A 24,632-nucleotide genomic window follows, 5' to 3' on the forward strand; every position below is an offset into this window, starting at 1 on the left:
TGGATCGCGTGCGCTATGTCGGCGAACCGGTTGCCGTAGTGCTGGCCGAATCGCGTGCGCTCGCTGAAGACGCGCTCGATCTGATCAAGGTCGATTACCAGACGCTGCCGCCGGTGACGTCGATCGAAAAGGCGATCGCCGACGATGCGCCCGTTCTGCATCCGAAGGTCGGCACGAACGTGATCAGCGATCGTCACTATCGCTATGGCGAGCCCGAAGAGGCATTCGAACGCGCGCCGCATCGCGTGACAATCGACGCGCACTATCCGCGCAACACGTGTGCGCCGATCGAATGCGGCGTGGTGATCGCCGAGTATCTGTCCGGCGATGAAGGCTATGACGTCACGTCGAATTTCATGGGACCGTTCTCACTGCATGCGGTGATGTCGATGGCGCTGAACGTGCCGGCAAATCGTCTGCGGCACAAGGCGCCGCGCGATTCGGGTGGCAGCTTCGGCGTGAAGCAGGCGGTGTTTCCGTATGTGGTGCTGATGTGCCTTGCGTCGCGCAAGGCCGGTGCACCGGTGAAATGGGTCGAGGATCGGCTCGAACATCTGAGCGCGGCCACGTCGGCCACCGCGCGCCTGACCACGCTCGAAGCCGCCGTCGAAGGCGACGGCCGCATCACCGCGCTCTCATACGACCAGATCGAGGACTGCGGCGGCTATCTGCGTGCGCCGGAACCTGCAACGTTCTACCGGATGCACGGCTGCCTGACGGGCGCGTACGCGATTCCGAATCTCGTCGTGCGCAACCGCGTGGCGCTCACGAATAAAACGCCGACGGGCCTCGTCCGCGGTTTCGGTGGACCGCAGGTGTATTTCGCGCTTGAACGTCTGATGCAACGCATCGCGATCGAACGGAAGCTCGATGTGCTCGACGTGTATCGCCGCAACTTCGTCGCCGCCGATGCGTTCCCGTATCGCGCCGCAGCGGGTGCGCTGCTCGATTCCGGTAACTATCAGGAAGCGCTGCGCCGCTCGCTCGCTGAAGGCGGCTACGACGAACTCGTCGCGCGTCGCGATGCTGCGCGTCGCGAAGGACGTCTGTACGGCATCGGCTTTGCGGCGATCGTTGAGCCTTCCGTGTCGAACATGGGCTACATCACGACCGTGATGCCCGCCGAGGCGCGCAAAAAAGCCGGCCCGAAGAGCGGCGCAATCGCGAGCGCGACGGTCAGCGTCGATCTGCTCGGCGGCGTGGTCGTGACGATTGCATCGACGCCGGCGGGGCAGGGGCATACGACGGTCTGCGCGCAGGTCGTAGCCGACGTGCTTGGTCTGAATCCGCGGGACATTGTCGTCAATGTCGAGTTTGACACGCACAAGGACGCGTGGTCGGTGGCGGCAGGTAACTATTCGAGTCGTTTTGCCGGTGCGGTGGCCGGCACAGTACATCTGGCAGCGATGCGTGTGCGCGATAAGGTGGCCCGCATCGTCGCGAAGCAATCGGGTTGTGCGCCTGAGGACATCTGTTTCGAAGACGGCCGCATCTTTGCGAAGGGCAAGGAAGACCGCGCGCTGCCGTTTGGCCGCGTCGCGAGCAATGCGCCGCACTGGGCGCCCGCGCTGTTGCCCGAAGGCGAAGAGCCGGGCCTGCGCGAGACGGTGTTCTGGACGCCGCCGCACATGGATGCGCCCGACGAGCAGGATCGCATCAACACTTCAGCGGCCTACGGTTTCGCGTTTGACATGTGCGCCGTCGAAGTGGACCGCGCAACCGGCCGCGTGCGCATCGACCGCTATGTGACCGCACACGACGCCGGCACGCTGCTCAATCCGGCACTCGCCGACGGCCAGATTCGCGGCGCGTTCGCGCAGGGCCTGGGCGCGGCACTGATGGAAGAGTTCCGCTACGGCGCAGACGGCAGTTTCCAGTCGGGCACGCTCGCCGACTACCTGATGCCGACCACCTGCGAAGTGCCTGATCCGGTGATCGTGCATCTGGAAACGCCGTCGCCGTTCACGCCGCTCGGCGCGAAAGGGCTCGGCGAAGGCAACAACATGAGCACGCCGCCGTGCATCGCAAATGCAGTGGCCGATGCACTCGGCGTCGAGGATATCCGCTTGCCGCTTACGCCCGCGAAGGTGATGCACCTGATCGGCATCGACGATCCACCGCCTTCGCGTCCCGAGTTACTTGAAGCGGCAGCTGCCTCCGCGCCGAACAAGGCGCTTGCAGGCGGCAAGGCGCTGACGGCGCGGGGCACTGTCGATCTCGACGCCACACCCGAAGCGATCTTCGCGGTGTTGATGAACCCGCAGGCGCTCGCGAAGGTCATTCCAGGCTGCCACGCGCTCGAAGCGACCGGACCGAACCAGTATCGCGCGGATGTGACGGTCGGCGTCGGCATGATCAAGGCGCGCTTCGAAGCGCGGATCGGATTGTCGGATATCGACGCACCGCATCGTCTGCGGCTGGCGGGCGCCGGCAGCTCGCCGCTTGGCACCGCGCGTGGCGAAGGGCTCGTCGAACTGACGCCCACGGAGCAGGGCACGCGGCTGTCGTACGACTATGAAGCGCAGGTGTCCGGCAAGGTTGCGGCAGTCGGCGGACGGATGCTCGAAGGCGCGGCGAAAGTCGTGCTGCGGCAACTGTTCGAATCGCTGGGCCGGCAAGCGTCAGGCAAACCCGTCGACCAAGGCCGCGCGCAAGGCTCGTGGCTGTCGCGCTTCCTCGCATTCTTCAGGAGCAGAACATGAAACCGGCGCCGTTCGATTATCTGCGCGCGACGAGTACGGAACATGCGCTCGAAGCGCTCGCGCATGGCGGCGAAGACGCACGCGTGCTGGCCGGCGGCCAGTCGCTGATGGCGGTGCTGAACATGCGCCTCGCGCAACCGCGCTGGCTCGTCGATATTTCCCGCACCGACGAGTTGAATACGGTGCGTCTCGACAACGAGGCGGGGCAGCTCGTTATCGGTGCGGCGACGACGCAGGGCAGCGTCGAGTGGCGCCCGTCGCTGCGCGACGAAGTGCCGTTGCTCGCTCTCGCGTTCCCGCACATTTCCCACTTTCAGATCCGCAATCGCGGCACCGTATGCGGCTCGATCGCTCACGCGGATCCGAGCGCTGAGTTGCCTCTCGCATTGGCAGCCCTGGGCGGCGATGTGCTGCTGCGCTCGACAAAGCGCAAGCGCGTGCTCGCCGCCGAGGACTTTTTTCAGGGGATGTTGATGACGGCGCGCGAGCCGGACGAACTCGTCGAGGCGGTGCGTTTTCCGCTGAAAAAGCCGGGCGAGCGCTACGGCTTCGCGGAATTCTCCGCACGTCATGGCGATTTCGCGCTCGTGTCGTGCGCGGCGGTGGTCACGGATAACGCGATCCGGCTCGCAGTGGGCGGCGTCGCCGACCGGCCGGTGGTGGAGCGCTGGCCGCGTCTGCAGGGCGACGACCTGCGTACTGCATTGAACGATTTGAGCTGGAAGCTGGGCGCGCAGGACGACGCGCATGTCAGTGCGACGTTTCGCCGGCATCTGGTCCGGCAACTGGGATGGCGCGTGATAGAGGAGGCGAAGTGAGCAAGACCCCGAAGACCCCTGTTAATACCATGCCGCAGGGCATACAACCGCGCGGCGAACGGCGGCGAATCACCGTGACGCTCAACGGCCGCGAACGCAGTGGCTATTGCGAGCCACGCGATCTGCTGTCCGATCTTCTGCGGCACGAACTGGGCGCAACCGGCACGCACGTCGGATGCGAACACGGCGTGTGCGGCGCCTGCACGGTTCACATCGACGGTGTGGCGGGACGTTCGTGCCTGATGCTCGCGGTGCAGGCGGACGGCCGCCGCATCGATACGGTAGAAGGCCTCGCCCCCGACCAGACGCTTGGCGACCTTCAGCAGGCGTTCCAGCGACATCACGCGCTGCAGTGCGGCTTTTGCACCGCCGGCATTCTGATGTCGTGCGCCGACTATCTGAAGCGCGTGCCTGATCCGAACGAGGCGCAGGTGCGCGACATGCTGTCGGGCCATCTGTGCCGCTGTACCGGCTATACGCCGATCGTCGCCGCCGTGCTCGATGTGGCGGCGCGCCGGCGCGACGCGCAGGAACAGAAGGAGACGAGCGATGCTTGATCTCGGCCGAACCTTTCTGCAAAGCGTGGAGCGTAGCCCGAACGCGCTGGCGCTCGTCGACGGTGAACTGACGCTCACGTATGCGCAGTGGCACCGGATTATCCTGAACCTTGCGGACGGTCTGCGCGAACTTGGTCTCGCACACGGCGACCGTCTGCTCGTCGTGCTGCAAAACCGCTGGGAAATGGCGACGCTGCACTGGGCGTGCCAGTTCGCCGGCGTGGCGATCGTGCCGCTGAACTGGCGGGCGAAACCCGACGAGCTCGATTACTGCGTGACCGATGCGGGCGTCAAAGCCATCATGTACGAGCCGGTTTCCGCCGAAGCCGTCACGCAAAGCGCCGCCGCGAAGGCCGTTGCGCGCATTGCGCTGGACGATGCGGCGGGCGCGTCGATTTCGTTCGATGCACTGCTGCGCGAGCGTCGGCGCGAAGGCGCAGCTACTGTTGGGGCCACCCCGCAGGCCACCGCGGAAGACTACTCGCTGATCCTCTACACGTCCGGCACCACGGGCAAGGCGAAGGGCGTGCCGCGCCGGCATCGCCACGAACGCGCCGCCGCGCTCGCGCACGTCGCACAGAACCTCTATCGGCACGGCGAACGCACGCTCGGCGTGATGCCGCTCTATCACACGATGGGCGTGCGCTCGCTGTTGTCGATGGCGCTCGTCGACGGGCTGTTCGTCTGCGTTCGCCGCTGGAATGCGACCCTTGCGCTCGATTCCATCTGCACGTACCGGCTGACGTGTCTGTATCTGGTGCCCACGCTCTATCACGATCTGCTCGCCGCGCCGGAGTTCGCGCGCACCGACAAAAGTTCGGTGACGAAACTTGGCTTTGCCGGCGCGCCGATGAACGACGGTCTGCTGAAGCGTCTTTCGGCTGCTTTCAAGCCGGAACTGTTCGTCAATCACTACGGCTCGTCCGAGGTCTACACGTTCAGTATCGATCAGGAGGCGACGCTCAAACCCGGCAGCGCGGGCCGCGCCGGCATCAATACGCGGCTGCGCGTCGTGAAGCTCGACGCGACGTCGCCCGACGAACTCGCGCAAACCGGCGAAGAAGGCCAGATCATCGCGGATCTGCTCGGCGACGAGTCCTTCGAGGGCTACTGGAACCGGCCCGACGCGAACGCGAAGTCGTTGCGCGACGGCTGGTATTTCACCGGCGACACCGGCTACTTCGATAACGACGGCGATCTCTTCGTGTCGGGCCGCGTCGACGACATGATCATCAGCGGCGGCGAGAACATCTCGCCGGTCGATATCGAATCGGTGTTGTCGCTGCATCCGGCGGTGGACGAAGTGGCCGTCGCTGGCGTGAAAGACGAGCGCTGGGGGCAGCGTGTCGTCGCCTTCATCAAGCGCAGCGAATACGTCGAAGCCCAGGCGCTCGATGACTTTTGCCGGACTTCCGATCTCGTCAACTTCAAGCGCCCGCGCGAATACGTGTTTGTCGACGACATTCCGAAATCGCCGGTAGGCAAGATCCTGCGCCGCAAGCTTTCCGCGGGCGAGTACGAACCGGAGCACGGCGCCGCACAACCTGACAGAACCACAAAAGGAGTAACACATGACTGACCTGACTCATCGCGGCCAGACGCTGCTGCAGGAACTCGACGGCTTCTCGATCGAAATCGACGCCGCGCGCGAACGCGCCGACATCATTCTGCACCGCCCGCCGTTCAACGTGATCTCGATGCATGCACGCGACCAACTGCGCGCCGCATTCGAAGCACTCGACGAGGACGACCGCGTCCGCGTGATCGTGCTGCGTGCGAAAGGCGAGCACTTCTCGAGCGGCGGCGACATCAAGGGCTTTCTCGAAGCGTCGCCGGAACACGTGTCGAAGCTGGCGTGGAATGTCGCCGCGCCCGCACGGTGCTCGAAGCCGGTGATCGCGGCCAATCGCGGCTTCTGCTTCGGCGTCGGTTTCGAACTGTCGCTCGCCTGTGATTTCCGCATCGCGACCGACACCAGCTTCTACGCACTGCCGGAACAGAAGCTCGGCCAGATTCCGGGTTCGGGCGGCTCGGCGCGTCTGCAGAAGATGGTCGGCGTCGGCCGCACGAAGGACATCGTGATGCGCTCGCGCCGCATTCCGGGCAAGCAGGCGTATGACTGGGGCATCGTGGTCGACTGCGTGCCCGATGCGGAGCTCGAAGCCGCGACCGATGCACTCGTCGACGAGTTGCGCGCCTTCTCGCCGCTCGCGCAGCGCACTGCGAAGAAGCTGCTGAATGACACCGAAGACGCGCCGCTTTCGATCGCGATCGAACTGGAAGGACATTGCTATAGCCGGCTGCGCAGTTCGGACGATTTCCGTGAAGGCGTCGAAGCGTTTCATGGCAAACGCAAGCCCGTGTTTCGCGGTAGCTGATAGCAGCGCATAGATCGAGCAATTCAGGAGACAGGCATGGAGCGGGTAAGCGCGCGTTTCGATTATGTGATCGTCGGCGGTGGGTCGGCAGGATGCGTGCTCGCGCATCGGCTGTCGGCCGTGCCGTCGGTGAGCGTCGCATTGATCGAGGCGGGCGCGGATACGCCGCCGGGCGCGGTGCCGGAGGCGATCCTCGACAGCTACCCGATGCCTGTTTTCTGCGGGGAGACCTGGATCTGGCCTGAGCTCAAGGCGAAGGCCACGCGGAAGTCGGCGGCTAAAGTCTATGAGCAGGGCCGCGTGATGGGTGGCGGTTCGAGCATCAACGTGCAGTCGGCCAATCGCGGCCTGCCGCGGGACTACGACGACTGGGCCGCGAGCGGTGCGGCAGGCTGGGCGTGGGATGACGTGCTGCCGTATTTTCGCAAGCTCGAGAGCGACGTCGACTTTCCATATGGTCCGCTGCACGGCGCGGATGGGCCGGTGCCGATCCGCCGCATCATGCCGCAGCAGTGGCCGCCGTTTTGCAACGCGTTCGCCCACGGATTGCGCAGCAACGGCTTCGCGGCGTTGCAGGACCAGAACGCGCAGTTCGACGACGGCTATTTTCCGGGCGCGTTTTCGAATCGCGACGACCGGCGCGTATCGACCGCGGTCGCCTATCTCGATGCAGAAACACGCAAGCGGCCGAATCTGCATATCTTTTCGAACCTGCGCGTCGAGCGCATCGTGATGGAAGGGGTGGCCGCACGCGGCGTGCTTGCCGTTTCGCCGCACGGCGAGCGACTGCGCTTCAAGGCGCGGGAGACGATCGTGTGCGCCGGCGCGTTGCAGTCGCCGGCACTGCTGATGCGCGCGGGCGTGGGCGACGCGAGCGAACTGCGCGCACTCGGCATCGAGTGTGTGCTCGATCTGCCGGGCGTCGGGCGGAATCTGCAGGACCATCCGTCGCTGACGTTCTGTCATTTTCTCGAGCCGCGCTTTCGCATGCCGCTCGCGCGGCGCCGCGCCAGCATGACGGCAGCGCGATTCACGTCGGGCGTCGCGGATTGCGAGGCGTCCGATCTGTACCTGTCGAGCCCGACGCGCGCCGCGTGGCATGCACTCGGTAGCCGGCTTGGCCTGTTTTTCCTGTGGTGCAACCGTCCGTATTCGCGCGGCCGCGTGCAGCTCGTTTCGAGCGATCCGGTCGCCGCACCGCAGGTCGATCTAAATCTGCTCGACGACGAACGCGATGTCGCGCGGCTCGCCGCGGGCGTGCGCATGTTGGCGCGTGTGGTCGCGGCCTCGGGCCTGAGCGAGGATCAGCGCGACCTTTTCCCCGCCGCTTTTTCGCCGCGCGTGAAGGCGTTGAGCCGCGTGAGTAAAGCCAATGCGGTGATCACGTCGCTGCTGGGGCTGCTGCTCGATACACCCGCACCGATGCGTCGGGCGTTGATCGAACGCTTCTTCACGCGCGGCGTGCAGATGTCGTCGGTACTCACAAACGAGCGCGCATTGAACGACTTCATTCGCGCGAACGTGTTCGGCGTCTGGCATGCGAGCGGTACTTGCCGGATGGGCGACGCGCGCGAGCGCGGCGCCGTGACGGATACCGAAGGGCGAATGCATGGCGCGCATGGGCTACGGGTGGTCGATGCTTCGCTGATGCCGCGTCTGCCGTCAGCCAACACGAACATTCCGACCATCATGATCGCCGAGAAGATCGCCGACGCGATGCTCGGCAAGACGCAGTTTGCGGCGCAAGACCAGCGCGGTCTGGCTCGCCTGACGTCATAACGATTTTCGTCAACGTAACAAGAGCGCGCCGTGCCTTTCACGAGGCCGAAGCGCGTCGCACATCGGGTGAGTTCACATCTGGGCCAGCCCGGTATTAACTTAGGAGATGATGATGTCCGTTGCAGCGCAAAGTGGCGCCGCCGTGCCCGCAATCAACAGGCGGCAGGTGATGGGCGCAGTGGTAGCCTCGTGTCTGGGATGGGCACTCGATCTGTTCGATCTGTTCGTCCTGTTGTTCGTCGCACCGGTGGTCGGCCGGTTGTTCTTCCCCTCCGAACACGCGATGCTGTCGCTCGCCGCGGTGTATGCGTCGTTCGCCGTCACGCTGCTGATGCGGCCGCTCGGATCCGCGTTGTTCGGCTCGTATGCGGACCGGCGCGGCCGCAAGGGCGCGATGATTCTCGCGGTGGTCGGTGTCGGTCTGTCGACGGCGGCGTTCGGTTTGCTGCCGACCGTTGCACAGGTGGGCGTGATCGCGCCGGTGCTCTTTCTGCTGCTGCGTCTCGTGCAGGGCGTATTCGTCGGCGGCGTGGTGGCGTCGACGCACACGATCGGCACGGAATCCGTTGCGCTGAAGTATCGCGGCGCGGTGTCGGGGCTGATTGGCGGCGGCGGGGCAGGCCTTGGTGCGCTGCTCGCTTCGCTGACGTATCTCGCGATGTCGTCGCTGTTTCCCGGCGACCTGTTCGACGTGTGGGGCTGGCGCTGCATGTTCTTCACCGGGATCATCAGCTCGGTGCTCGGACTCTTCGTCTTCAACAGTCTCGAAGAATCGCCGCTGTGGAAGAAGCTTGCCGCGGAAAAGGCCGCGCGTGCCGCCGCCGACAAGACGCGTAACGCGCCGGTCGAGGTGGTTCGTTCGCCGATCCGCACGCTGTTCTCGTGCGACTATCGTTCGATCCTGTTCGTCAACCTGCTGCTGACGATCGGCGGCGGCAGCGGCTATTACCTGACGTCGGGTTATCTGCCGACCTTCCTCAAGGTCGTCAATCATGCACCGAATGGGACGGCTGCTGCGATCCTTATATTGTGCAGCGTGGCCGTGGTAATCGCATCGGTCGCGGCCGGTCACCTGAGCACGTTCATCGGCCGCAAACGGACCTTCATCCTGCTCGGCGCAATCCGTCTGTTTGCATTGCCCGCACTGTTCCTGCTGTTGCCGACGGCGCAGACCATCACGATGGTCGGTGTCTACGCGGTCATCCTGAGTGCGCTCGGCAGCGCAGGTTATGCGCCGATTCTGATCTTCCTGAACGAGCGGTTTCCGACGGCGATCCGCGCGACCGGCACGGGTCTGTCGTGGAATATCGGCTTTGCGATCGGCGGGATGATGCCCACGCTCGTCTCGCTGGTCGCGAAGACGCCACTCGATCTGCCGATGACGCTTGCCGTGTTCGTCGGCGCGATCAGCGTGATATTTCTCATCGGCGCGTTCGTCGTGCCGGAGACGCTCGGCAAGCTCGACAACACGCCGGTGCGCGACCCGTACTGATCGCGCGACCGCGCGCGATAGGCAGACTTGCGTCGCGCCAGTCGCTACCCGCAGCGATGCGCTTAGCGACGCGCGCCAGCCGCCGGAAGGCCGGCGCCAGCGAAGCGGCTCACGCCTGGTTGCCGTTGGCCGGATCGGGGTCCGCGATCTCGATCCCCGTGGTGACGCGGCGGATCTGATCGGCGATGATGTCGATGAGCTCGGTCGTGGCAGGACCGATCGGCCGCTTTGGATGGCTCACGCAAACGATGTGACGCACGATGCGCGGCGCCGAGATCGGCGTCGCGCGCAGCAGGCCGTCGTCGACCTTCCGCTGCACGACCACGCGCGGCATGATCGTCGCGATGCTGCTTTGTTCGACAAATTGCACGATCGTGGTCAGCAGGTCGATCTCGAACTGCGGCTTGATCACGATGTCGGCATTCAGCAGCGCGGCGTCGAGCACGCCGCGCAGGCCGTTGCGGCGCGTCGGCAGCACGAGCTCGAGCTCCGTCAGCGCGGATGCCGTAATGGTGTCGGGCAGCGCAGGGCCGTGTTCCGCGCTCGTGACGAGCACCATCTCTTCGACTACCAGTGGAGACGTATCGAGCGACAGGCGCCCGCGGGGCCGGTTGATGATGGCCGCGTCGAGCCGGCCCGCTTCCACCGCGTCGATCAGTTGCGCGCTGAAACCATCGGCCACCGACACCTCGACATGCGGATAGAGCGCGTTGAATAGCGCGAGCGATTCCGGCAGGACGCTCTGCGCTTCCGACGCCACCATCCCGAGCGAGATACGCCCGGCGACGATCACATCGTGCCGGCTGAGCTGCTCGCGCGCGTGGTCGATGTCACGCATGATCGGCATGTAGAGGCGGTACATCTGCCGTGCAGCGTCGGTGGGGGTCATGCCATGCGGGCCGCGCTCAAAGAGCTGGCTGTTCAGTTCCGTTTCAAGCTTGGAGATCTGCATGCTGAGCGCGGGCTGCACGATATTGAGCCGCTTCGCGGCCCGCGTTACGGAGCCATCTTCGAACAGCGCGATGAAATACTGAATCTGCTTTAGATCCATGAGCCGGGAGGCGAGGGAGCGATGGCCAGACATCGAGTGTAACGACATCGACGTGTGGAGGTCAACGGCGAACCTGATTTCATCTTGAAGGAAGCACACTGGTTCCTCGAGATGCCTGAGCTTGATGGCGCGACGCGGCATGGGCGCTCATGCTTGAGAATTTCGTTTACAACTGGTTGCGGGTTTCACTCCAGGGCGAACTGGAGGCAGTGAAGTGATGTGGCGTGAGCGCGCCGGGGCGGTTCAAGTTGCGAAAAAGTCGACATTTATGTTATTTTTAGTGATAGTTTGTCAGGATTGCAGATGGAGTTGACGTGACACTTCATGGCGCCGAGCGCCATCGCCACGTTTCTCGCACTGGCGTCGATGATCAGCCGTAGTGCCGCAGATTGATCATCGTGTAAGCAAGGGTCTTGAATGCATAGTGGACCGGGCTCAGACGCTCGAAGCGAAGCAGCAGGCGCCGGAACATGTCCTCCCAGGCGAAGACCCGCTCGATGGTCCTGAATCGCTCCTCAAAAATTGCCGGATTGAACTGCAGTTTGCGGCCCCGCGGGTTTTCGGGAATCGTAGACCGCATTAAAAGTGTCACAGCCTCGACAATAAAACTGTCACTTCGCGCGTTGGTCAGTCAATGTCGCGAAAAAAGCGCGTCGGTTCAATGACTTGGCGCGAGCGAAGGAAAATCGTCACTGCCGCCGATCCGCGAACGTGTCACTGCGGAATCCGCTTGGGTCGCCTTCCCTGCGTTGCGGAGCGCAAACGCTAGCCTGGGGAAAGCTTGAAGGTCACACTCTTTCTTTATGATTTTATGATACGTCATCCTGATCTATGGCTGTGGCGCAACGGTGTGGCGGCATAGCACGCCGCACTGCCTCTGGTACGAAAGGATGCGGTGAATTGTACTGCCATCGGCGTCCCAGAAGGGCATGGCCGAAACGCTCGCGAGAACCTCCACGTCGGCCCGCAGCCCTTGCTGCGTAAGCGGTTCGGCTCCAATCTTCGATCCGCTCCCTGCGCCCGAACTGACAGGATGAATATACCTCGGTCACCGAATAGAACCCTCTGCTCCGGGTTCAATGATATCTGACGCAAGGCATCGCTCTAGATTAGATTGAATGTATGCTGCATTCCTAACTGTATATATCTAGTTGCGGTCACCCAACGCTGCTCACCGGCCCTCTGCGGTTAAGCAAGAACTGCTGATGGCGCCTCCCAAGCGCGGCGCCTATGCGGCAGGTACAGGTGACGAGCAACCCCCGGCCGCCATCGAGAATCACCCGCAAAATCAGAGGGTTACGACAAAAGTCACTAAGCGCGATGCGAAGTGACAAAGTTAATACGGACTTATGCGAAGTGACAGTTTTATTTCGTTCCGACTGCAAGCAAAAGTGTCACTTCAGCGGCGCGTCGGCCCGATGCTTCAAGGTCCGGTCGGTGACACTTTTAATTCGGTCTACGAGGCGGTCAAGCCAGAACACAACGCTGTACGGCCTGTTGAAGGAAACATTCGTCGAGGAGCTAGCCAAGCGCGGGGCAGAGACGGCGCTGTGCCCATGGGTATCCCTGAAGCTCGTCAGAGGTGTGCTCGACGGTGGCCGCTCGAAAACTCAGTCAGTTGTCGAATGAAAATTACGATCGCCGACTCAGTTCCCGTCGGCGCAGCGTTGCAATCCCGTAAAAGCTCACCGCTCACACGGAATTGACCAAATTCAGCAATGCAACTAACTGTCAGTGCCGCTTATGTGCACCACAACGTCAAAATCAGCAAGGTACAGCGGTCACTCAGCCCATCGCGATAGCTGGCAGGTCGTCGGCCATTGCCGACGTTCAGGTAACGACTTCCGTGGGGCGCCTGTAGGTTGCTTTCCTGCCGTTCGCACATCGATGACCGTGAGAGTCTGGTCTCACGGTCGGCGAATGCATGCTCCCGACCCTTTGCAGCCGGTGGCTATACTCGCGTCGAATGGCTGGTGATGGTCGGACTCCGGCCGTTGGAATCAAGGCGCTTATCCGCTCGACAGGAGCGTTGCCTACAGGCGTTTGCAACGTGTGCGATGCGCCCGGGGACCACTCCCCGAGCTACCGCGTGACAGCTGCGCGAGCGGTCAGGTCTCTATGACGTCTCCCATCACATCTTTGAGCGCTAGTAAAACGCTGAGCGAGGAAAGCGTTTGTAGGCGGCCTTTTTAGCTCGGTGATTTCCTCTGTACGTAGATGTTTCGACTGCTCGGAACAGAGAGTACGCTGGACCACTAAGTCCCATTTTCGCTGACAACTTGCAGACGCAATTCCTTCCGCATTACCTTACCGGTGGCGGTCATTGGCAAGGTTTCAACGAAGCGAATTTCGCGAGGATACTCGTGAGCAGCAAGCCGGGTTTTCACATGTTGCTGGATATCACGCGCCAGATTTTCATCACCGACAAACCCTGGGTTGAGGACGATAAACGCCATCACGATCTCGGTGCGCGCACTATCGGGCGCCCCAATAACCGCAGCCATATAGACAGCAGGGTGGCGCAGTAAAGAGTCCTCAATTGCTCCGGGTCCGATGCGGTATCCTGCGCTCGTTATAACGTCGTCGTCGCGGCCGACGAAGCGAAAGAAACCATCCTGATCGCAGGTCGCCAGATCTCCCGTGACGAGATACCGGCCCCGATACTTCTCGCGGGTCGCTGCTTCATGTTGCCAGTAGCCCAGGAACATGACAGGGTCAGGGCTCTCGACGCCGATATTCCCGATCGTTCCGGGTGGCTGCTCCTGTCCCGCATCATCAACGATCTTAACGCGATGCCCCGGCACGCACCGACCGATTGCACCAATGTGTGGCTCGTAGAGGGCAGCGCAAGATGAGAGAACGACGTTGCACTCGGTCTGACCGTAGAACTCGTTGATTGTCACACCCAGCGTGTTCCTACCCCACTCGATCAGCTCCTCGCCTAAAGTCTCACCACCACTTGCAACGGATTTAAGCGACAACGACCAGCGTTCCGGCCGCTCCACAGTACGCATCATCTTCAAAGCTGTCGGCGGAAGAAACGTATGCGATACACCGTGACGCTCCATCAGATCGAATGCCGCCTCCCCATCAAATTTCACAAATCGCCTCGCGAGCACCGGGACGCCGTGATGCCACGCCGGAAGCAGGACATCAAAGAGACCCCCAATCCAGGCCCAATCAGCAGGGGTCCACATCAAGGTTGCGTCGGTCGGAAATCCTTGCTGTGAAAGCTCGACGCCCGGAAGATGTCCCAGCAGCACCCGATGCGCATGAAGCGCCCCTTTAGATTTTCCGGTAGTTCCAGACGTATAAATAATGACGGCGGGGTCATCGGCCGTCGTTTCGACGGGCGTGAAATCACTGGACGCAGCTTGCAACTCGCCCCAGAACGAATAAATCCCTGCTTGAGTTCCCGCCTCCCCACCGTCGACGTTATAAATGCTTTGCAGTTCTGGCAGCGACTGTTGGATTTCCCGTAATTTCTCGATGCCTGAAAGATCGGTAATTAGCGCGACTGTGCCGCTGTCGCCCAAGCGGTGCTCAATAGCATCGACGCCGAACAAGGCAAAGAGTGGAACCGCAATCATGCCTGCTTTGTACACAGCCAGATGCGCTATCGCCGTTTCAGCAGACTGAGGAAGGAAAATCGCGACCCTGTCACCACGGCGCGCACCATGACGCAAAAGCGAATTTGCAAAACGGTCCGACAGCGATTTCAGCTGATCGAACGAATACTTCGTCGCCTTCCCATCATGGTCCTCATAAATGAGGGCAACGCGCCCGCTACCGTCGGCCCACTTGTCGCAGGTGTCCACACCAATGTTGTAGTTTACAGGGATATTCCAAGCAAAGTCCGCTGTAACACTCTCGTACGTCTGTCCTTCTAGCTTCATCTCCGCCCCCAACCATCAAAGTACCTCTGTGCTAGTCCTGGAGCCCTTTAGGCGGTTCGTAGCGAGAGAACCCGTTATATTCGGTGATTCGCTCAGCGTTGGCGAGCGGCCAGGAATGTCGGGCGTTGGGAACCCCGCCGTCCACGCGGATCACTGTACCGTTAATGAAGGCCGATGCCTCCGAAAGTAGGAAAATCGCGGCGCTCGCGAGCTCAGATTCGGTACCAAAACGTTGAAGCGGCACTTTATGCTTCAGTTGGCGAAGCAATGCCTGGTATTCTTCGTTATAGCTGTCCATGCCTGCGGAGGCGATCCACCCCGGCGCCACGGCGTTCACCCGAACGCCGGCATGCCCCCATTCACAGGCAGCCGTTTCGGTCAAGTTCCAGACACCTGCCCGCGCAGCTCCTGAATGTCCCATGCCGGGCATGCCCCCCCAAATATCCGCGAGCATATTCACGATCGCACCACCGTGACCCGCCATCCATTGGGTAAAGCACTCGCGCGACATGAGGAATGTCCCGTGCAAATTGTTACGCACTACAGCGTCCCAGCCATTCAGTGAGATTTTTTCCAGCTTTGCTGGGAATTGTCCACCGGCACAATTAAACAGGCCATCGATGTGACCGAAGTCCGCGAGAGCCGCCGCAACCGTCTGTTTCACGCTGGCTTCATCGCGAATATCGCAAGCATATAAGCCGATTCGGTCCGCACTTTCCGGATAGTCCACATTAAGCTCGTCACGAACCGCAGTCAATTTGTCCGGATTCCGTCCGACCATGATCAGCGTCGCGCCCAGCGAGGTAAGCTCGTGCGCCGTGCAGCGACCAAGGCCACTTCCGGCACCGGTTACCATCACAACTTTTCCATCAAATAGGCCCGGTCGAAACACCGAACGGTAGCGGGCACTGACTGATTCATTTACGCGGTCCTTCATATCGTCTCTCCGAATTGGCGATGCGGGCGCCCGGCCTTTGGTGCCGATTGTTCCGTAAAAAAGGAACTCCGTGAATCGGCTGCAGGTGCAATCATGTTGCCCGATCACAGTCCGAGCTTTGCTTGCAAATTAGTACCTTTAAAGACCCAAAATACGAGAAATTAATTCCATAGTTTGCAGCGCGTCTCTGCCTTGGTGGTAAAGGCCTGCTCGCCAGGGATAGTGGCCCGGCAGGCGTTTTAACCCGCATCAGATACATATCGTGAATCATGCTTCCATCTGGGCGGATATCCGCCGCTGACTGTGTCGGGTCAGGCCAGGTTGAACGGCAACTGGCGCTGCGGCTTGCCGGTGAGGCTCGCAATGGCGTTGGCAAACGCCGGCGCCAGCGGCGGCAGGCCGGGCTCACCCATGCCGGTGGGTGCATCGGCGCTGGGCACGATGTGGACATCGAACTCCGGTATGTCGGTGATGCGGGCCACGGTGAAGTCGCCGAAGTTGCTCTGCTGCACTTCACCGTCCTTCAATGTGATGGCGGCGCCAGGCAGACACATGGACAGCCCCATGACCGCCGCGCCCTGCACCTGGGCCTCGACACCGCGCGGGTTCACGGCCAGGTTGCAATGCACCCCGCCGGTGACTCGATGCAGCACCGGATGCCCCTCTTGCACCGAGGCCTCCACCACATAGGCCACCACCGAGTCGAAGGACTCGTGGACGGCCACGCCCCAGGCGCGGCCGCGAGGCAACTGCTTCTTGCCATAGCCGCTCCTGTCCACCGCCAGTTGCAGCGCAGCGCAGCGCGGTGGCGCGGATGCTTGTCGCCGAACAGGCGCATGCGGTATGCCACCGGGTCCTGCCTGGTGGCGCGCGCGATATCGTCGAGCAAGGTCTGCATCACGTAGGCGGTGTGGGTGGAACCCACGCTGCGCCACCACAGCACGGGCACGTTGGTCTTGGGGTGATGCACGGTCAGGCGCATCGGCAGCGGATAGGGGTCACGCATGCCCTCGGTGGCCGTGGCGTCGATGCCGTTCTTCACCTGGAATTCCTCGAACACGGTGCCCGAGGTAATCGACTGGCCAACAATGACATGGTCCCAGGCCAGCACCTTGCCACGCTCGTCGAAGCCGATGCGTGCGTGGTGCAGGTGCATGGGGCGATAGTAGCCGCCCTTGATGTCGTCCTCGCGGCTCCAGAGCGTGCGCACCGGCGCGTTCAGGCCGGCGGAACGGACGGCCTTGGCGACCTCGCAGGCCTCGACCACGTAGTCGCTCGTGCCCACGAAACGCCGGCCAAAGCCGCCGCCTGCCATCTGCACATGCATTTTCACCTGCTCGGGTTTGAGACCCAGCACGCGCGCGGCCGTGACAGCGTCCAGACCGGGGCACTGAGTGCCGACCCACAATTCGGCTCGCCCGTCGGACAGCTGGACGGTGCAGTTCAGCGGCTCCATCGGCGCGTGGACCAGGTAGGGGAACACGAACTCGGCTTCCAACTGGTGCGGGGCAGTGGCCAGCGGTGCCATATCGGCGTCGAACTGGCGCGGGCCCGGGCGACCAGCCTGCTCGCGGTACTGGGCCAGCAACCGTTCGCTGTCCACCTTCTCGACCGAGGCCGTGTCCCACTGCAGCTTCAGCGCATCGCGCCCCTGCTTCGCCGGCCAATAGCCGTCGGCCACCACGGCCACACCTTCGCCACCGCGATCCAGCGGCACGCGCAGCACGGCCTTAACCCCCTTGATGGCGCGGGCGGCGCTGTCGTCTACCGTGGTCAGTCGCGCGCCGAATACGGGCGGATGCGCCACCACGGCGGTGAGCTGGCCGGACAAGTGCGTGTCGATGCCGAAGTCCTGATGTCCACTGCTCTTGGCCCGCGCATCCAGGCGCGTGGTGGGGTGGCCGATGATGCGGAAATCCTTGGGGTTCTTCAGCGTGACCTTCTCGGGCACGGGCAGGGCCATGGCGGCCTCGGCCAATTCGCCGTAACTCAGCTTCTGACCACCGGGGCCCAGCACGGTCCCGGCCTGCGTGCGTAGCGTGGCCACGTCCACGTTCCAGCGCGCTGCCGCCGCGGACAGCAGCATGGCCCGGGCACGCGCGCCGAGCTCGCGGTACTGCGTGAAGCTGTTCTTGACCGACTGGGAACCGCCGGTGAGGTGAATGCCGAACAGCGGGTCGACGTAGGCGGCGTCGCCAGAGCCGTGCTGACTGCGCACCAGGCTCCAATCCGCGTCGAGCTCTTCGGCAAGAATCATCGGCAGCGCAGTCTGCACGCCTTGCCCGAACTCCAGGCGGTTGATGGTTACCGTGACCTCGCCCTTGGGGCCGATCTGCACGAAGGCCGACGGCTGTTGCGTTGGCTTGAGGGCGCTGGCCGCCTGGGCTGTGCCGCTGGTTTGCCCTATGGCGAGGTAGGGAAAGACGCCAAGCGCCAGTCCGCCGGCGCCCGCCAGCTTCAGGAAGCTGCGGCGCGGCAGCGTGGCCGCTTCCCCAGCCCGGCCCCTGGTCAGTAGGTGCTGCAGGGCGCGTGGCATTTCGCTGTAGTCGAATTCGGGCAACATGGTGGCTCCTTCAGACCAGGGCCTTGGCGGCGTCGGCCACCGCGGCGCGGATGCGGGCGTAGGTGCCGCACCGACAAATATTGCCAGCCATGGCCGCGTCGATCTCCACGGCGGTAGGCTGCTTGCCGCGGGGCAATGACTTCAGGAACGCCGTGGCGCTCATGATCTGGCCGCTTTGGCAGTAGCCACACTGGGCTACGTCGTGCTTGACCCAGGCCGCGTGCACGATGGCGCCGACTCTGTCGCTACCGTCGGTGGTGGCTTCGATGGTGGTGATCTGCTTTCCCTCGGCCGCCGAGATCGGCGTAATGCAGGAGCGGATGGCCTGCCTATCCAGATGCACGGTGCAGGCGCCGCACAGGGCGGCGCCGCAGCCGAACTTGGTGCCGGTCATGCCCAGCGTATCGCGCAAGGCCCAGAGTATGGGCGTGTCCGGGGCGACGTCGATCGTATGCTCACCACCGTTGACATGGAGCGTGCTCATGATGGGTCAGTCCTTCGCAGGTTAGGTGTGTCGTGGCAAGTGCGACTCACCGCGCGATCAGAAGCTGCCGTCCGTCGACCTGGAAAGCGCCTCGAAGGCGTGCACTGCCTTCAGTCGAGCCTCTACAGCCGGCCCGACCACCGCCAGTGCATCGCTTCCGGCCACGAACACGCTGGGCGGAGTATCCATGCCCACAAGCTTTACCAGGACCTGGCCGAGCTTGTCCGGATCGCCCGGCTGCTTGCCTGCGTAGGGAGACCACATTGCCTCGGCGCTGACCTCGACGGCTGCGTAATCGTCGATGCGCCTGCTCGGCCACCTGGCGTTGGCTGCGTCCAGCAGATCCGTGCGGAAGAATCCTGGCTCGACCACCGTGATCTTGATGCCGAACTTCCCGACCTCCTCCGCCACGGCGAGCGAAAGGCCCTCCACGGCGAACTTGCTCGCGCTGTAGGCACCGCAGTGCATCAGGCCGACAACGCCTGCCACGGAACTGACGTTGATGATGTTCCCGGAGCGCTGCCTGCGCATGATCGGCAGCGCTGCGCGCATCACGTTGCTCACGCCCCAGAAGTTCGTCGCGAACAGGTGTTGAATGTCCTGCGTTCCCAGTTCCTCGTAGTTGCCTAAGAGGCTGTATCCGGCACTGTTCACGACTACATCGATACGACCGAACTTTTTTTGCGCCTGTTCGACCGCGGCCGTTGCCTGAGCCTCGTCGGAGACGTCCAGCGGGAGGACCTCCAGGTTCTCGCCGGCCAGATCGCGCAGGGCATTGCCCACTTTGGCCAGGTTCCTGCCTGTAGCAACGACCCGATCACCTGCCTTCAATGCGGCCCTGGCCGTACCAGCGCCGATACCACTGCCGGCACCTGTGATAAACCACACTTTACTCATGCTCAGACTCCCAGTCCTTTTCAATGCCCTTCACTCTAGGCAGATTGACTGAGAAGAAAAACACCCTCGTACTGAACAAGCTTTGAAGATATTCTTCAAAGTATGAGACTCAATCAGCTTGATGGACTGCTCGCATTCTGGAAGGTCGCGGAGCACCACGGGTTCTCTGCCGCCGCGGCAGCGCTCGAGGTTTCGCCTTCCGCGCTCAGCCAGGCGATCCGCCATCTGGAGGCCCGGCTCGGCGTCAGGCTGCTCAACCGGAACACGCGCGGCGTCAGCCTCACCGAAGCCGGACAGGCATACCTGTCCCGGATTGGACCGGCGTTGAGCGACGTGCTGGAAGCCGGAGAGCAGCTTCATGAGCTTCAGGGCCGGCCATCGGGCGTCCTGCGCATCAACGCCGCGCGAATCTCGACCGCCATGGTCCTCCAGCCGCTGCTGGCCGGGTTCCTGAAGGCCTATCCGGACGTCCACGTGGAGCTCACGAATGACGAGGGCTACGTGGACATCGTCGAAAGAGGGTTCGACGCCGGCATTCGAATGGGAGAGAGTGTTCAGAAGGATATGATCGCGCTGCCTCTCGGCGGCCCGGTTGCCGTATCCATCGTTGGATCGCCTGACTACTTCAAGCAGCATCCCGTGCCGCGCCACCCGTCCGATCTGATCCATCACAACTGCGTTCGGTTCAGGTTTTCAGGCAGCGGGGCCATTCACAAGTGGGAGCTCGAGGTCGACGGCCGCATCGTCGAATACGAGATCAGCGGCAACCTCACGATTAGCGACTCGTTGTTCTCGGTTGAGGCTGCGCTGGATGGCATTGCACTGGCGTACACGTTCGAGCAGCTCGCGCTTCCTCACATCCGGGCCAGAAAGTTGAAACGAGTCTTGAGCAGCTTCTCACCGACTTTCCCAGGGTTCTACCTGTACTACCCGAGCAGACGCCAGCAGCCTGCCAAGCTGAAGGCCCTGGTGAACTACGTGCTGGCGCATTCCAGCCCCGAGACGATTGGAATGTCAGCAACCGTGCCCGCGACAGACGTGTAGTAGTACGCCCATTTTTTCGGCGACCGAAAGTCTGCGTCGGGCCGACAAATTCCGCACGAAGGTAAGCATCGCGCGACCATTAGACAGTGGAAACAACCGCCGACTGTACCGACGACCATTCGAATCAGGATGCAAAATCCGAATGGCCGGTTTGCCGCAATCAACGGTCAACCGTTACACGAACGTGGTCGGCCGCTTGTGGCCGACTGTACGCGTTCACTCCCTTCGCCGTAAGCCGCCGGTCGAAAACCTTCGGCCTGCGCTAGCGGCAGCTTTGTGACGCCATATCTCAGCGGGTGCAACCGGTCCATCTCCGGTCGTTGGCCAGCGCTGCAACGAACACATTGGAGTGTCAGTTCTGCATCAGACAGCGGACGACCACCGCGTTAATACTCTCGTTGTGTCCTCGGCCATAACGGTCCTTCGCCGAACCCTACCGTAGGTTGCTCCCGAGTGACCGGTTTCCGAAAACCGAATGAGTCTTGCTGACCCGCTTGTGACGCCCGGTTTTGACACTCGGCAGAAGTCCTTGCAAACAGAATCTGCTGGTCATCGGCCGTTCATTGCCCGAGTCGGGCCAAGAAGGCTTCGCCCCGCTGCCTTGATGACTCGACGTGTGGCCGCATATCGACAGAGGCCGTACTTATCCTGATGCAGGATTGATCAAATGGTTAAGCAGGCGGTTTGCGGCATCGAATTTGGTGAAGTGCTGTTTGCGTTACCCGTGGCGGTTTGCGCAGTTTCACGCAAAGGCTGTGCGTGCACCGTCATCAATTGGTGAAGCGCGGCCGCAGCATTTGCAGGCTGACCCAGTTTGCATTTGTCGTCGGCACGGCCGCCGGGTGTGGGGAAGCACCACTCGCCTGGAGTATCGGCACGTCCTATGCCTAGGTTACCGCAGGACCAGCAGAACGCGGTGATCGACATGTCGGACTCAGCAAAGGGAATGTGCCAGCGCGGCGATGCTTCCTTGACCATAGGGGCTCACCTGGTAACGCGACGCTTCGGCTACACGCATCACGGCATCTACGTCGGCGATGGCAAGGTCCTGCATTATGCAGGATGGTCCCGTTCGCTGCGTCGCGCCCCCGTGCAGGAGGCCTCTCTGAGAGAGTTTGCCGACGGCCACGAGATCCGCGTCGAGCGGATGCCCGACACAAGGTACTCGCGTGACGAAGTGATTCGGCGTGCCTACTCGCGCCTCGGCGAAGACTGCTACCGGGTGACCACGAACAACTGCGAGCATTTCTGCGCGTGGTGTCTGTGCGGCGAAAGCCGAAGCGATCAGATCGACGCCCTGATCGCCTTGCCGCACCGCTGCCTGCACACGCTGGTCAACACACTCACACAGTTCGTGCGCGCAAAACCGATTCGTGTCTCCACGGATCGGCCCGCGTACTGGCGGAGCCATCCCCTGCGCGTTTACACCAAATGAACAAGCACGCGCGTGCGCGGCGATCTCGCAGGCGTGGCCGCGAGCGCCGACCGGCGCAAGACGCTTCATCAAATGGACAGGCCATTCCGCGTCGTTTTGACCTTTTGATCAATTTGGCGCTGGTGTAAGTACTGACCTGGTCATGGCGATTCGCCGCACAAGTGGCGGCAGGCGAACAGCCAACCCCAAAAGTCGACGGCGGGTCAGCCCCTTATGATCGCGGTCCTAAGCCATGACGACGAGCCGACCTCCCGGCATGGACTTTGCCTAGAATAGAGACTGAGACACCCCCATACACATAAAAGGAGGCGCTGTGACAGACAGCACCGCGCGGTTTTCGGCGAGCATGCGAGAGGGGATCGAGAACCTCTCGCGCCGCCTGAAATTCGTCAGACAAGAGGGGCACATCTGGCTCGGCGAGAATCGCATGATTCTCCTTCACACAGCCACGCTGGGCGCCTTGCGCAAGGAACTCGTCGACACACTCGGCCTCGAGCGCACGCGAGGCCTGTTCACGAGAATGGGCTTTCAGTCCGGTATGCGCGACGCAGAACTCGCACGCACATTACGCCCAACGGCGTGCGATTTCGGCCTGCTGGAACTGGGGCCGTGCCTGCACGTGCTCGAAGGCAACGTACGGGTGACGCCCATCAAAGTGGACATCGACATTGCTAACGGCAAGTACTACGGCGACCATCTGTGGGAAGACTCGTTCGAAGCCGAAGTGCACCAGAAAATCTTTGGACTGAGCAGTGATCCTGTTTGCTGGATGCAGGTCGGCTACGCGGGTGGCTACACGTCCACGTTGATGGGCCGCACGGTCCTCTACAAGGAGACGCTGTGTTCGGGCTGCGGCGATCCGCATTGCCGCATCGTCGGCAAGCCGGTCGAAGAGTGGGCGGACGGCGACGAGATGCTGAAGCTTTATACGCCCGATCCGGTCATCGAAACGCTGCTACAACTGCAAAGCGAAGTGCAAAACCTGCGCTCGCTGCAGCAGGAAGTGGCGCAGCCGGAAGAACTGGTCGGCGCGTCCGCCGGTTTTCTCGCCGCGTGGGGGCTCGCGCAGCGCGCGGCGTCGAGCGACGTGACCGTGCTATTGCTCGGCGAAACGGGCGTCGGCAAGGAGCGCTTCGCGCGCGCGTTGCACGGCGTGAGCCCGCGGCGTGATAAGCCGTTCGTCGCCATCAATTGCGCTGCGATGCCCGAGGAGTTGCTCGAAGCCGAGCTTTTCGGCGTTGAGCGCGGCGCGTTTACCGGTGCGCATCAGACGCGGATCGGCCGCTTTGAGCGGGCGGATAGCGGCACGCTGTTCCTCGACGAAGTGGGCGAACTCTCGGCGTCGGCGCAGGTCAAGCTGTTGCGTGTGCTCCAGGAATGCGAGTTCGAGCGCGTCGGCGACGACCGCGTGCGCAAGGTCGACGTGCGGGTTGTCGCCGCGACCAACGTCGATTTGACGGAAGCGGTGCGACGCGGCGCGTTTCGCAAGGATCTGCTGTACCGGCTCAATGTTTATCCAGTCACGATCCCGCCGCTGCGCGAACGTGCCGACGATATCCCGCGTCTTGTCGAGCGATTCATCGCGAAGTACAGCGTGCGGCACAGCAAGCGCGTGCTGGGCCTCACCGATCGCGCGATAGCGACACTGCGTGCCTACGCATGGCCCGGCAACGTGCGTGAGCTCGAAAACGCGGTGGAGCGCGGCGTGATCCTTGCGCGTCAAGGCGGTCAGATCACGGAACGTGATCTGTTCACGGCGCTCCCGGAGTGCGCGGACGACAGCGCCGCGTCGCTCGACGAGCGCGGCCATCCGCTGCGCGAAAACGCGGACACCGCCGATGCCCTGTTCGATCAGATGATCCGCGAAGGCGTGCCGCTCGACCGGGTTGAGAGCATGCTGATTGAAGCTGCTGTTGAACGTGCGGGCGGCAATCTGAGTCAGGCGGCGAGAATGCTCGGCATCACGCGGCCGCAGCTGGCGTATCGCTGGCGCAATCGCGACAAGTCCGCCCAGACTGAGGACAAATAATCGCGCTGCTCTGGTTGACGATGCCGGCCGCCCATTGGGCGGCTTTTTTTTTGTGCGATGCGTGGTTCACGAGGTGTTTGATCAATTGATCAAACACCTCGGCAGTTCATTAGCGCGGCCCGTACCACACACAACTCACCTACCGCGCCGCCATGCCTGTTTCGTCACCTCCAGACGTCATCGGGCATGCCGTCGCAATCACATGGCACGCCAGCAATCGCCTTAATCACCGCGCGTTTGCTGGCTCTTCATCAAATGATCAAGCAGCCCGCCATCGCTTGATGCTTTGATCATCGCCTCACGCCGCCATATCGCCTGTTTCGCTGCTTTTCTCCGGGCAAACCCTCGCTTTTAGTGCGCAAAACGCACATGGCACAGCTCGTGCAATAGAGAAGAAAAGCGAGGAGGCAACGATGCAAGATCCGCGACCGCTGTTCGACCGGACTCAACGATTCGTTCGGATAACTGCGCAACGAGAAGACGGCTATGTCGAATTCGATTTCTCGGTCGGCGGCCCCGATCTCGCTGTCGAACTGATCATGAACCAGACGATGTTCGATCGCTTCTGCC

17 protein-coding genes and 2 pseudogenes are annotated in these 24,632 nt (G+C 62.5%); 11 read left to right on the plus strand and 8 right to left on the minus strand.

The genetic code is table 11. The features are described 5' to 3' along the window. From GNZ13_RS46765 to GNZ13_RS46795, 7 genes are all read left to right on the plus strand, one after another. A partial coding sequence (locus GNZ13_RS46765) for a xanthine dehydrogenase family protein molybdopterin-binding subunit (RefSeq protein ID WP_172177807.1) occupies nucleotides 1-2,702 on the plus strand: 2,702 nt, incomplete at its 5' end. After that, entirely contained in the window at nucleotides 2,699-3,520 is an 822-nt protein-coding gene (locus GNZ13_RS46770; protein ID WP_172177809.1) for an FAD binding domain-containing protein, read from the plus strand. The genes GNZ13_RS46765 and GNZ13_RS46770, both read left to right, overlap by 4 nt. A gap of 29 nt (nucleotides 3,521-3,549) precedes the next feature. After that, entirely contained in the window at nucleotides 3,550-4,077 is a 528-nt protein-coding gene (locus GNZ13_RS46775) for a (2Fe-2S)-binding protein (protein WP_172177831.1), read from the plus strand. Next, nucleotides 4,070-5,656: an AMP-binding protein gene (locus tag GNZ13_RS46780; RefSeq protein WP_172177811.1), complete on the plus strand. Its 1,587-nt coding sequence runs from the start codon at nucleotides 4,070-4,072 to the stop codon at nucleotides 5,654-5,656. Before GNZ13_RS46775 ends, GNZ13_RS46780 begins: the two co-directional genes overlap by 8 nt. Further along, on the plus strand, nucleotides 5,649-6,455 hold the full coding sequence (locus GNZ13_RS46785; RefSeq protein ID WP_063496441.1) for an enoyl-CoA hydratase/isomerase family protein: 807 nt from the start codon (nucleotides 5,649-5,651) through the stop codon (nucleotides 6,453-6,455). Before GNZ13_RS46780 ends, GNZ13_RS46785 begins: the two co-directional genes overlap by 8 nt. Nucleotides 6,456-6,491: 36 nt before the next feature. Continuing rightward, nucleotides 6,492-8,234: a GMC family oxidoreductase gene (locus GNZ13_RS46790; protein WP_172177813.1), complete on the plus strand. Its 1,743-nt coding sequence runs from the start codon at nucleotides 6,492-6,494 to the stop codon at nucleotides 8,232-8,234. 112 nt (nucleotides 8,235-8,346) lie between these two features. Next, entirely contained in the window at nucleotides 8,347-9,726 is a 1,380-nt protein-coding gene (locus GNZ13_RS46795) for an MFS transporter (RefSeq protein ID WP_172177815.1), read from the plus strand. 109 nt (nucleotides 9,727-9,835) lie between these two features. Here the strand turns inward: GNZ13_RS46795 and GNZ13_RS46800 are convergent, their stop codons facing one another. The 8 genes and pseudogenes from GNZ13_RS46800 to GNZ13_RS46835 form a co-directional block, all read right to left on the minus strand. After that, a complete protein-coding gene (locus GNZ13_RS46800; protein ID WP_172177817.1) occupies nucleotides 9,836-10,777 on the minus strand; it encodes a LysR family transcriptional regulator in 942 nt (313 codons plus the stop codon). Nucleotides 10,778-11,147: 370 nt separating this feature from the next. Next, a complete protein-coding gene (locus GNZ13_RS46805; RefSeq protein ID WP_172177805.1) occupies nucleotides 11,148-11,357 on the minus strand; it encodes a hypothetical protein in 210 nt (69 codons plus the stop codon). Nucleotides 11,358-13,032: 1,675 nt separating this feature from the next. After that, nucleotides 13,033-14,673: an acyl-CoA synthetase gene (locus tag GNZ13_RS46810; RefSeq protein WP_172177819.1), complete on the minus strand. Its 1,641-nt coding sequence runs from the start codon at nucleotides 14,671-14,673 to the stop codon at nucleotides 13,033-13,035. Nucleotides 14,674-14,704: 31 nt separating this feature from the next. Further along, complete coding sequence (locus GNZ13_RS46815) at nucleotides 14,705-15,610, minus strand: SDR family oxidoreductase (protein WP_172177821.1); 906 nt, start codon at nucleotides 15,608-15,610, stop codon at nucleotides 14,705-14,707. A gap of 161 nt (nucleotides 15,611-15,771) precedes the next feature. Further along, nucleotides 15,772-15,947 (minus strand): annotated as a pseudogene (locus GNZ13_RS46820) (ABC transporter substrate-binding protein); the annotation flags it as partial. Continuing rightward, nucleotides 15,922-18,173: pseudogene (locus GNZ13_RS46825) on the minus strand (molybdopterin cofactor-binding domain-containing protein). The pseudogenes GNZ13_RS46825 and GNZ13_RS46820, both read right to left, overlap by 26 nt. 10 nt (nucleotides 18,174-18,183) lie before the next feature. Beyond that, a complete protein-coding gene (locus GNZ13_RS46830) occupies nucleotides 18,184-18,657 on the minus strand; it encodes a (2Fe-2S)-binding protein (protein WP_172177823.1) in 474 nt (157 codons plus the stop codon). Between the two features lie 57 nt (nucleotides 18,658-18,714). Then, entirely contained in the window at nucleotides 18,715-19,554 is an 840-nt protein-coding gene (locus tag GNZ13_RS46835; RefSeq protein ID WP_172177825.1) for an SDR family oxidoreductase, read from the minus strand. A 102-nt stretch (nucleotides 19,555-19,656) separates the two neighbouring features. On the opposite strand from GNZ13_RS46835, the gene GNZ13_RS46840 reads away from it, so the two are divergent. The 4 genes from GNZ13_RS46840 to GNZ13_RS46855 form a co-directional block, all read left to right on the plus strand. Continuing rightward, on the plus strand, nucleotides 19,657-20,598 hold the full coding sequence (locus tag GNZ13_RS46840; protein WP_172177827.1) for a LysR family transcriptional regulator: 942 nt from the start codon (nucleotides 19,657-19,659) through the stop codon (nucleotides 20,596-20,598). Between the two features lie 925 nt (nucleotides 20,599-21,523). After that, nucleotides 21,524-22,033 (plus strand): lecithin retinol acyltransferase family protein, encoded by a 510-nt coding sequence (locus GNZ13_RS46845; RefSeq protein WP_236002499.1) that lies wholly within the window; start codon nucleotides 21,524-21,526, stop codon nucleotides 22,031-22,033. 313 nt (nucleotides 22,034-22,346) lie between these two features. After that, nucleotides 22,347-24,062, plus strand: a complete 1,716-nt coding sequence (locus tag GNZ13_RS46850) for a sigma 54-interacting transcriptional regulator (protein WP_172177829.1) — start codon at nucleotides 22,347-22,349, stop codon at nucleotides 24,060-24,062. Nucleotides 24,063-24,475: 413 nt separating this feature from the next. Continuing rightward, nucleotides 24,476-24,632, plus strand: a 157-nt coding sequence (locus GNZ13_RS46855; protein ID WP_216675295.1) for a phenol hydroxylase subunit, incomplete at its 3' end; no start/stop codon positions are given.

It is taken from the genome of Paraburkholderia elongata (genome assembly GCF_013177735.1).
Taxonomy (GTDB): domain Bacteria; phylum Pseudomonadota; class Gammaproteobacteria; order Burkholderiales; family Burkholderiaceae; genus Paraburkholderia; species Paraburkholderia elongata.

Coding starts and splice junctions, on each gene's coding strand:
- GNZ13_RS46800 (WP_172177817.1), bottom strand. CDS start 10,777: ATGGATCTAAAGCAGATTCAGTATTTCATCGCGCTGTTCGAAGATGGC.
- GNZ13_RS46845 (WP_236002499.1), top strand. CDS start 21,524: ATGTCGGACTCAGCAAAGGGAATGTGCCAGCGCGGCGATGCTTCCTTG.
- GNZ13_RS46775 (WP_172177831.1), top strand. CDS start 3,550: ATGCCGCAGGGCATACAACCGCGCGGCGAACGGCGGCGAATCACCGTG.
- GNZ13_RS46780 (WP_172177811.1), top strand. CDS start 4,070: ATGCTTGATCTCGGCCGAACCTTTCTGCAAAGCGTGGAGCGTAGCCCG.
- GNZ13_RS46795 (WP_172177815.1), top strand. CDS start 8,347: ATGTCCGTTGCAGCGCAAAGTGGCGCCGCCGTGCCCGCAATCAACAGG.
- GNZ13_RS46835 (WP_172177825.1), bottom strand. CDS start 19,554: ATGAGTAAAGTGTGGTTTATCACAGGTGCCGGCAGTGGTATCGGCGCT.
- GNZ13_RS46830 (WP_172177823.1), bottom strand. CDS start 18,657: ATGAGCACGCTCCATGTCAACGGTGGTGAGCATACGATCGACGTCGCC.
- GNZ13_RS46790 (WP_172177813.1), top strand. CDS start 6,492: ATGGAGCGGGTAAGCGCGCGTTTCGATTATGTGATCGTCGGCGGTGGG.
- GNZ13_RS46815 (WP_172177821.1), bottom strand. CDS start 15,610: ATGAAGGACCGCGTAAATGAATCAGTCAGTGCCCGCTACCGTTCGGTG.
- GNZ13_RS46805 (WP_172177805.1), bottom strand. CDS start 11,357: ATGCGGTCTACGATTCCCGAAAACCCGCGGGGCCGCAAACTGCAGTTC.
- GNZ13_RS46840 (WP_172177827.1), top strand. CDS start 19,657: ATGAGACTCAATCAGCTTGATGGACTGCTCGCATTCTGGAAGGTCGCG.
- GNZ13_RS46785 (WP_063496441.1), top strand. CDS start 5,649: ATGACTGACCTGACTCATCGCGGCCAGACGCTGCTGCAGGAACTCGAC.
- GNZ13_RS46770 (WP_172177809.1), top strand. CDS start 2,699: ATGAAACCGGCGCCGTTCGATTATCTGCGCGCGACGAGTACGGAACAT.
- GNZ13_RS46810 (WP_172177819.1), bottom strand. CDS start 14,673: ATGAAGCTAGAAGGACAGACGTACGAGAGTGTTACAGCGGACTTTGCT.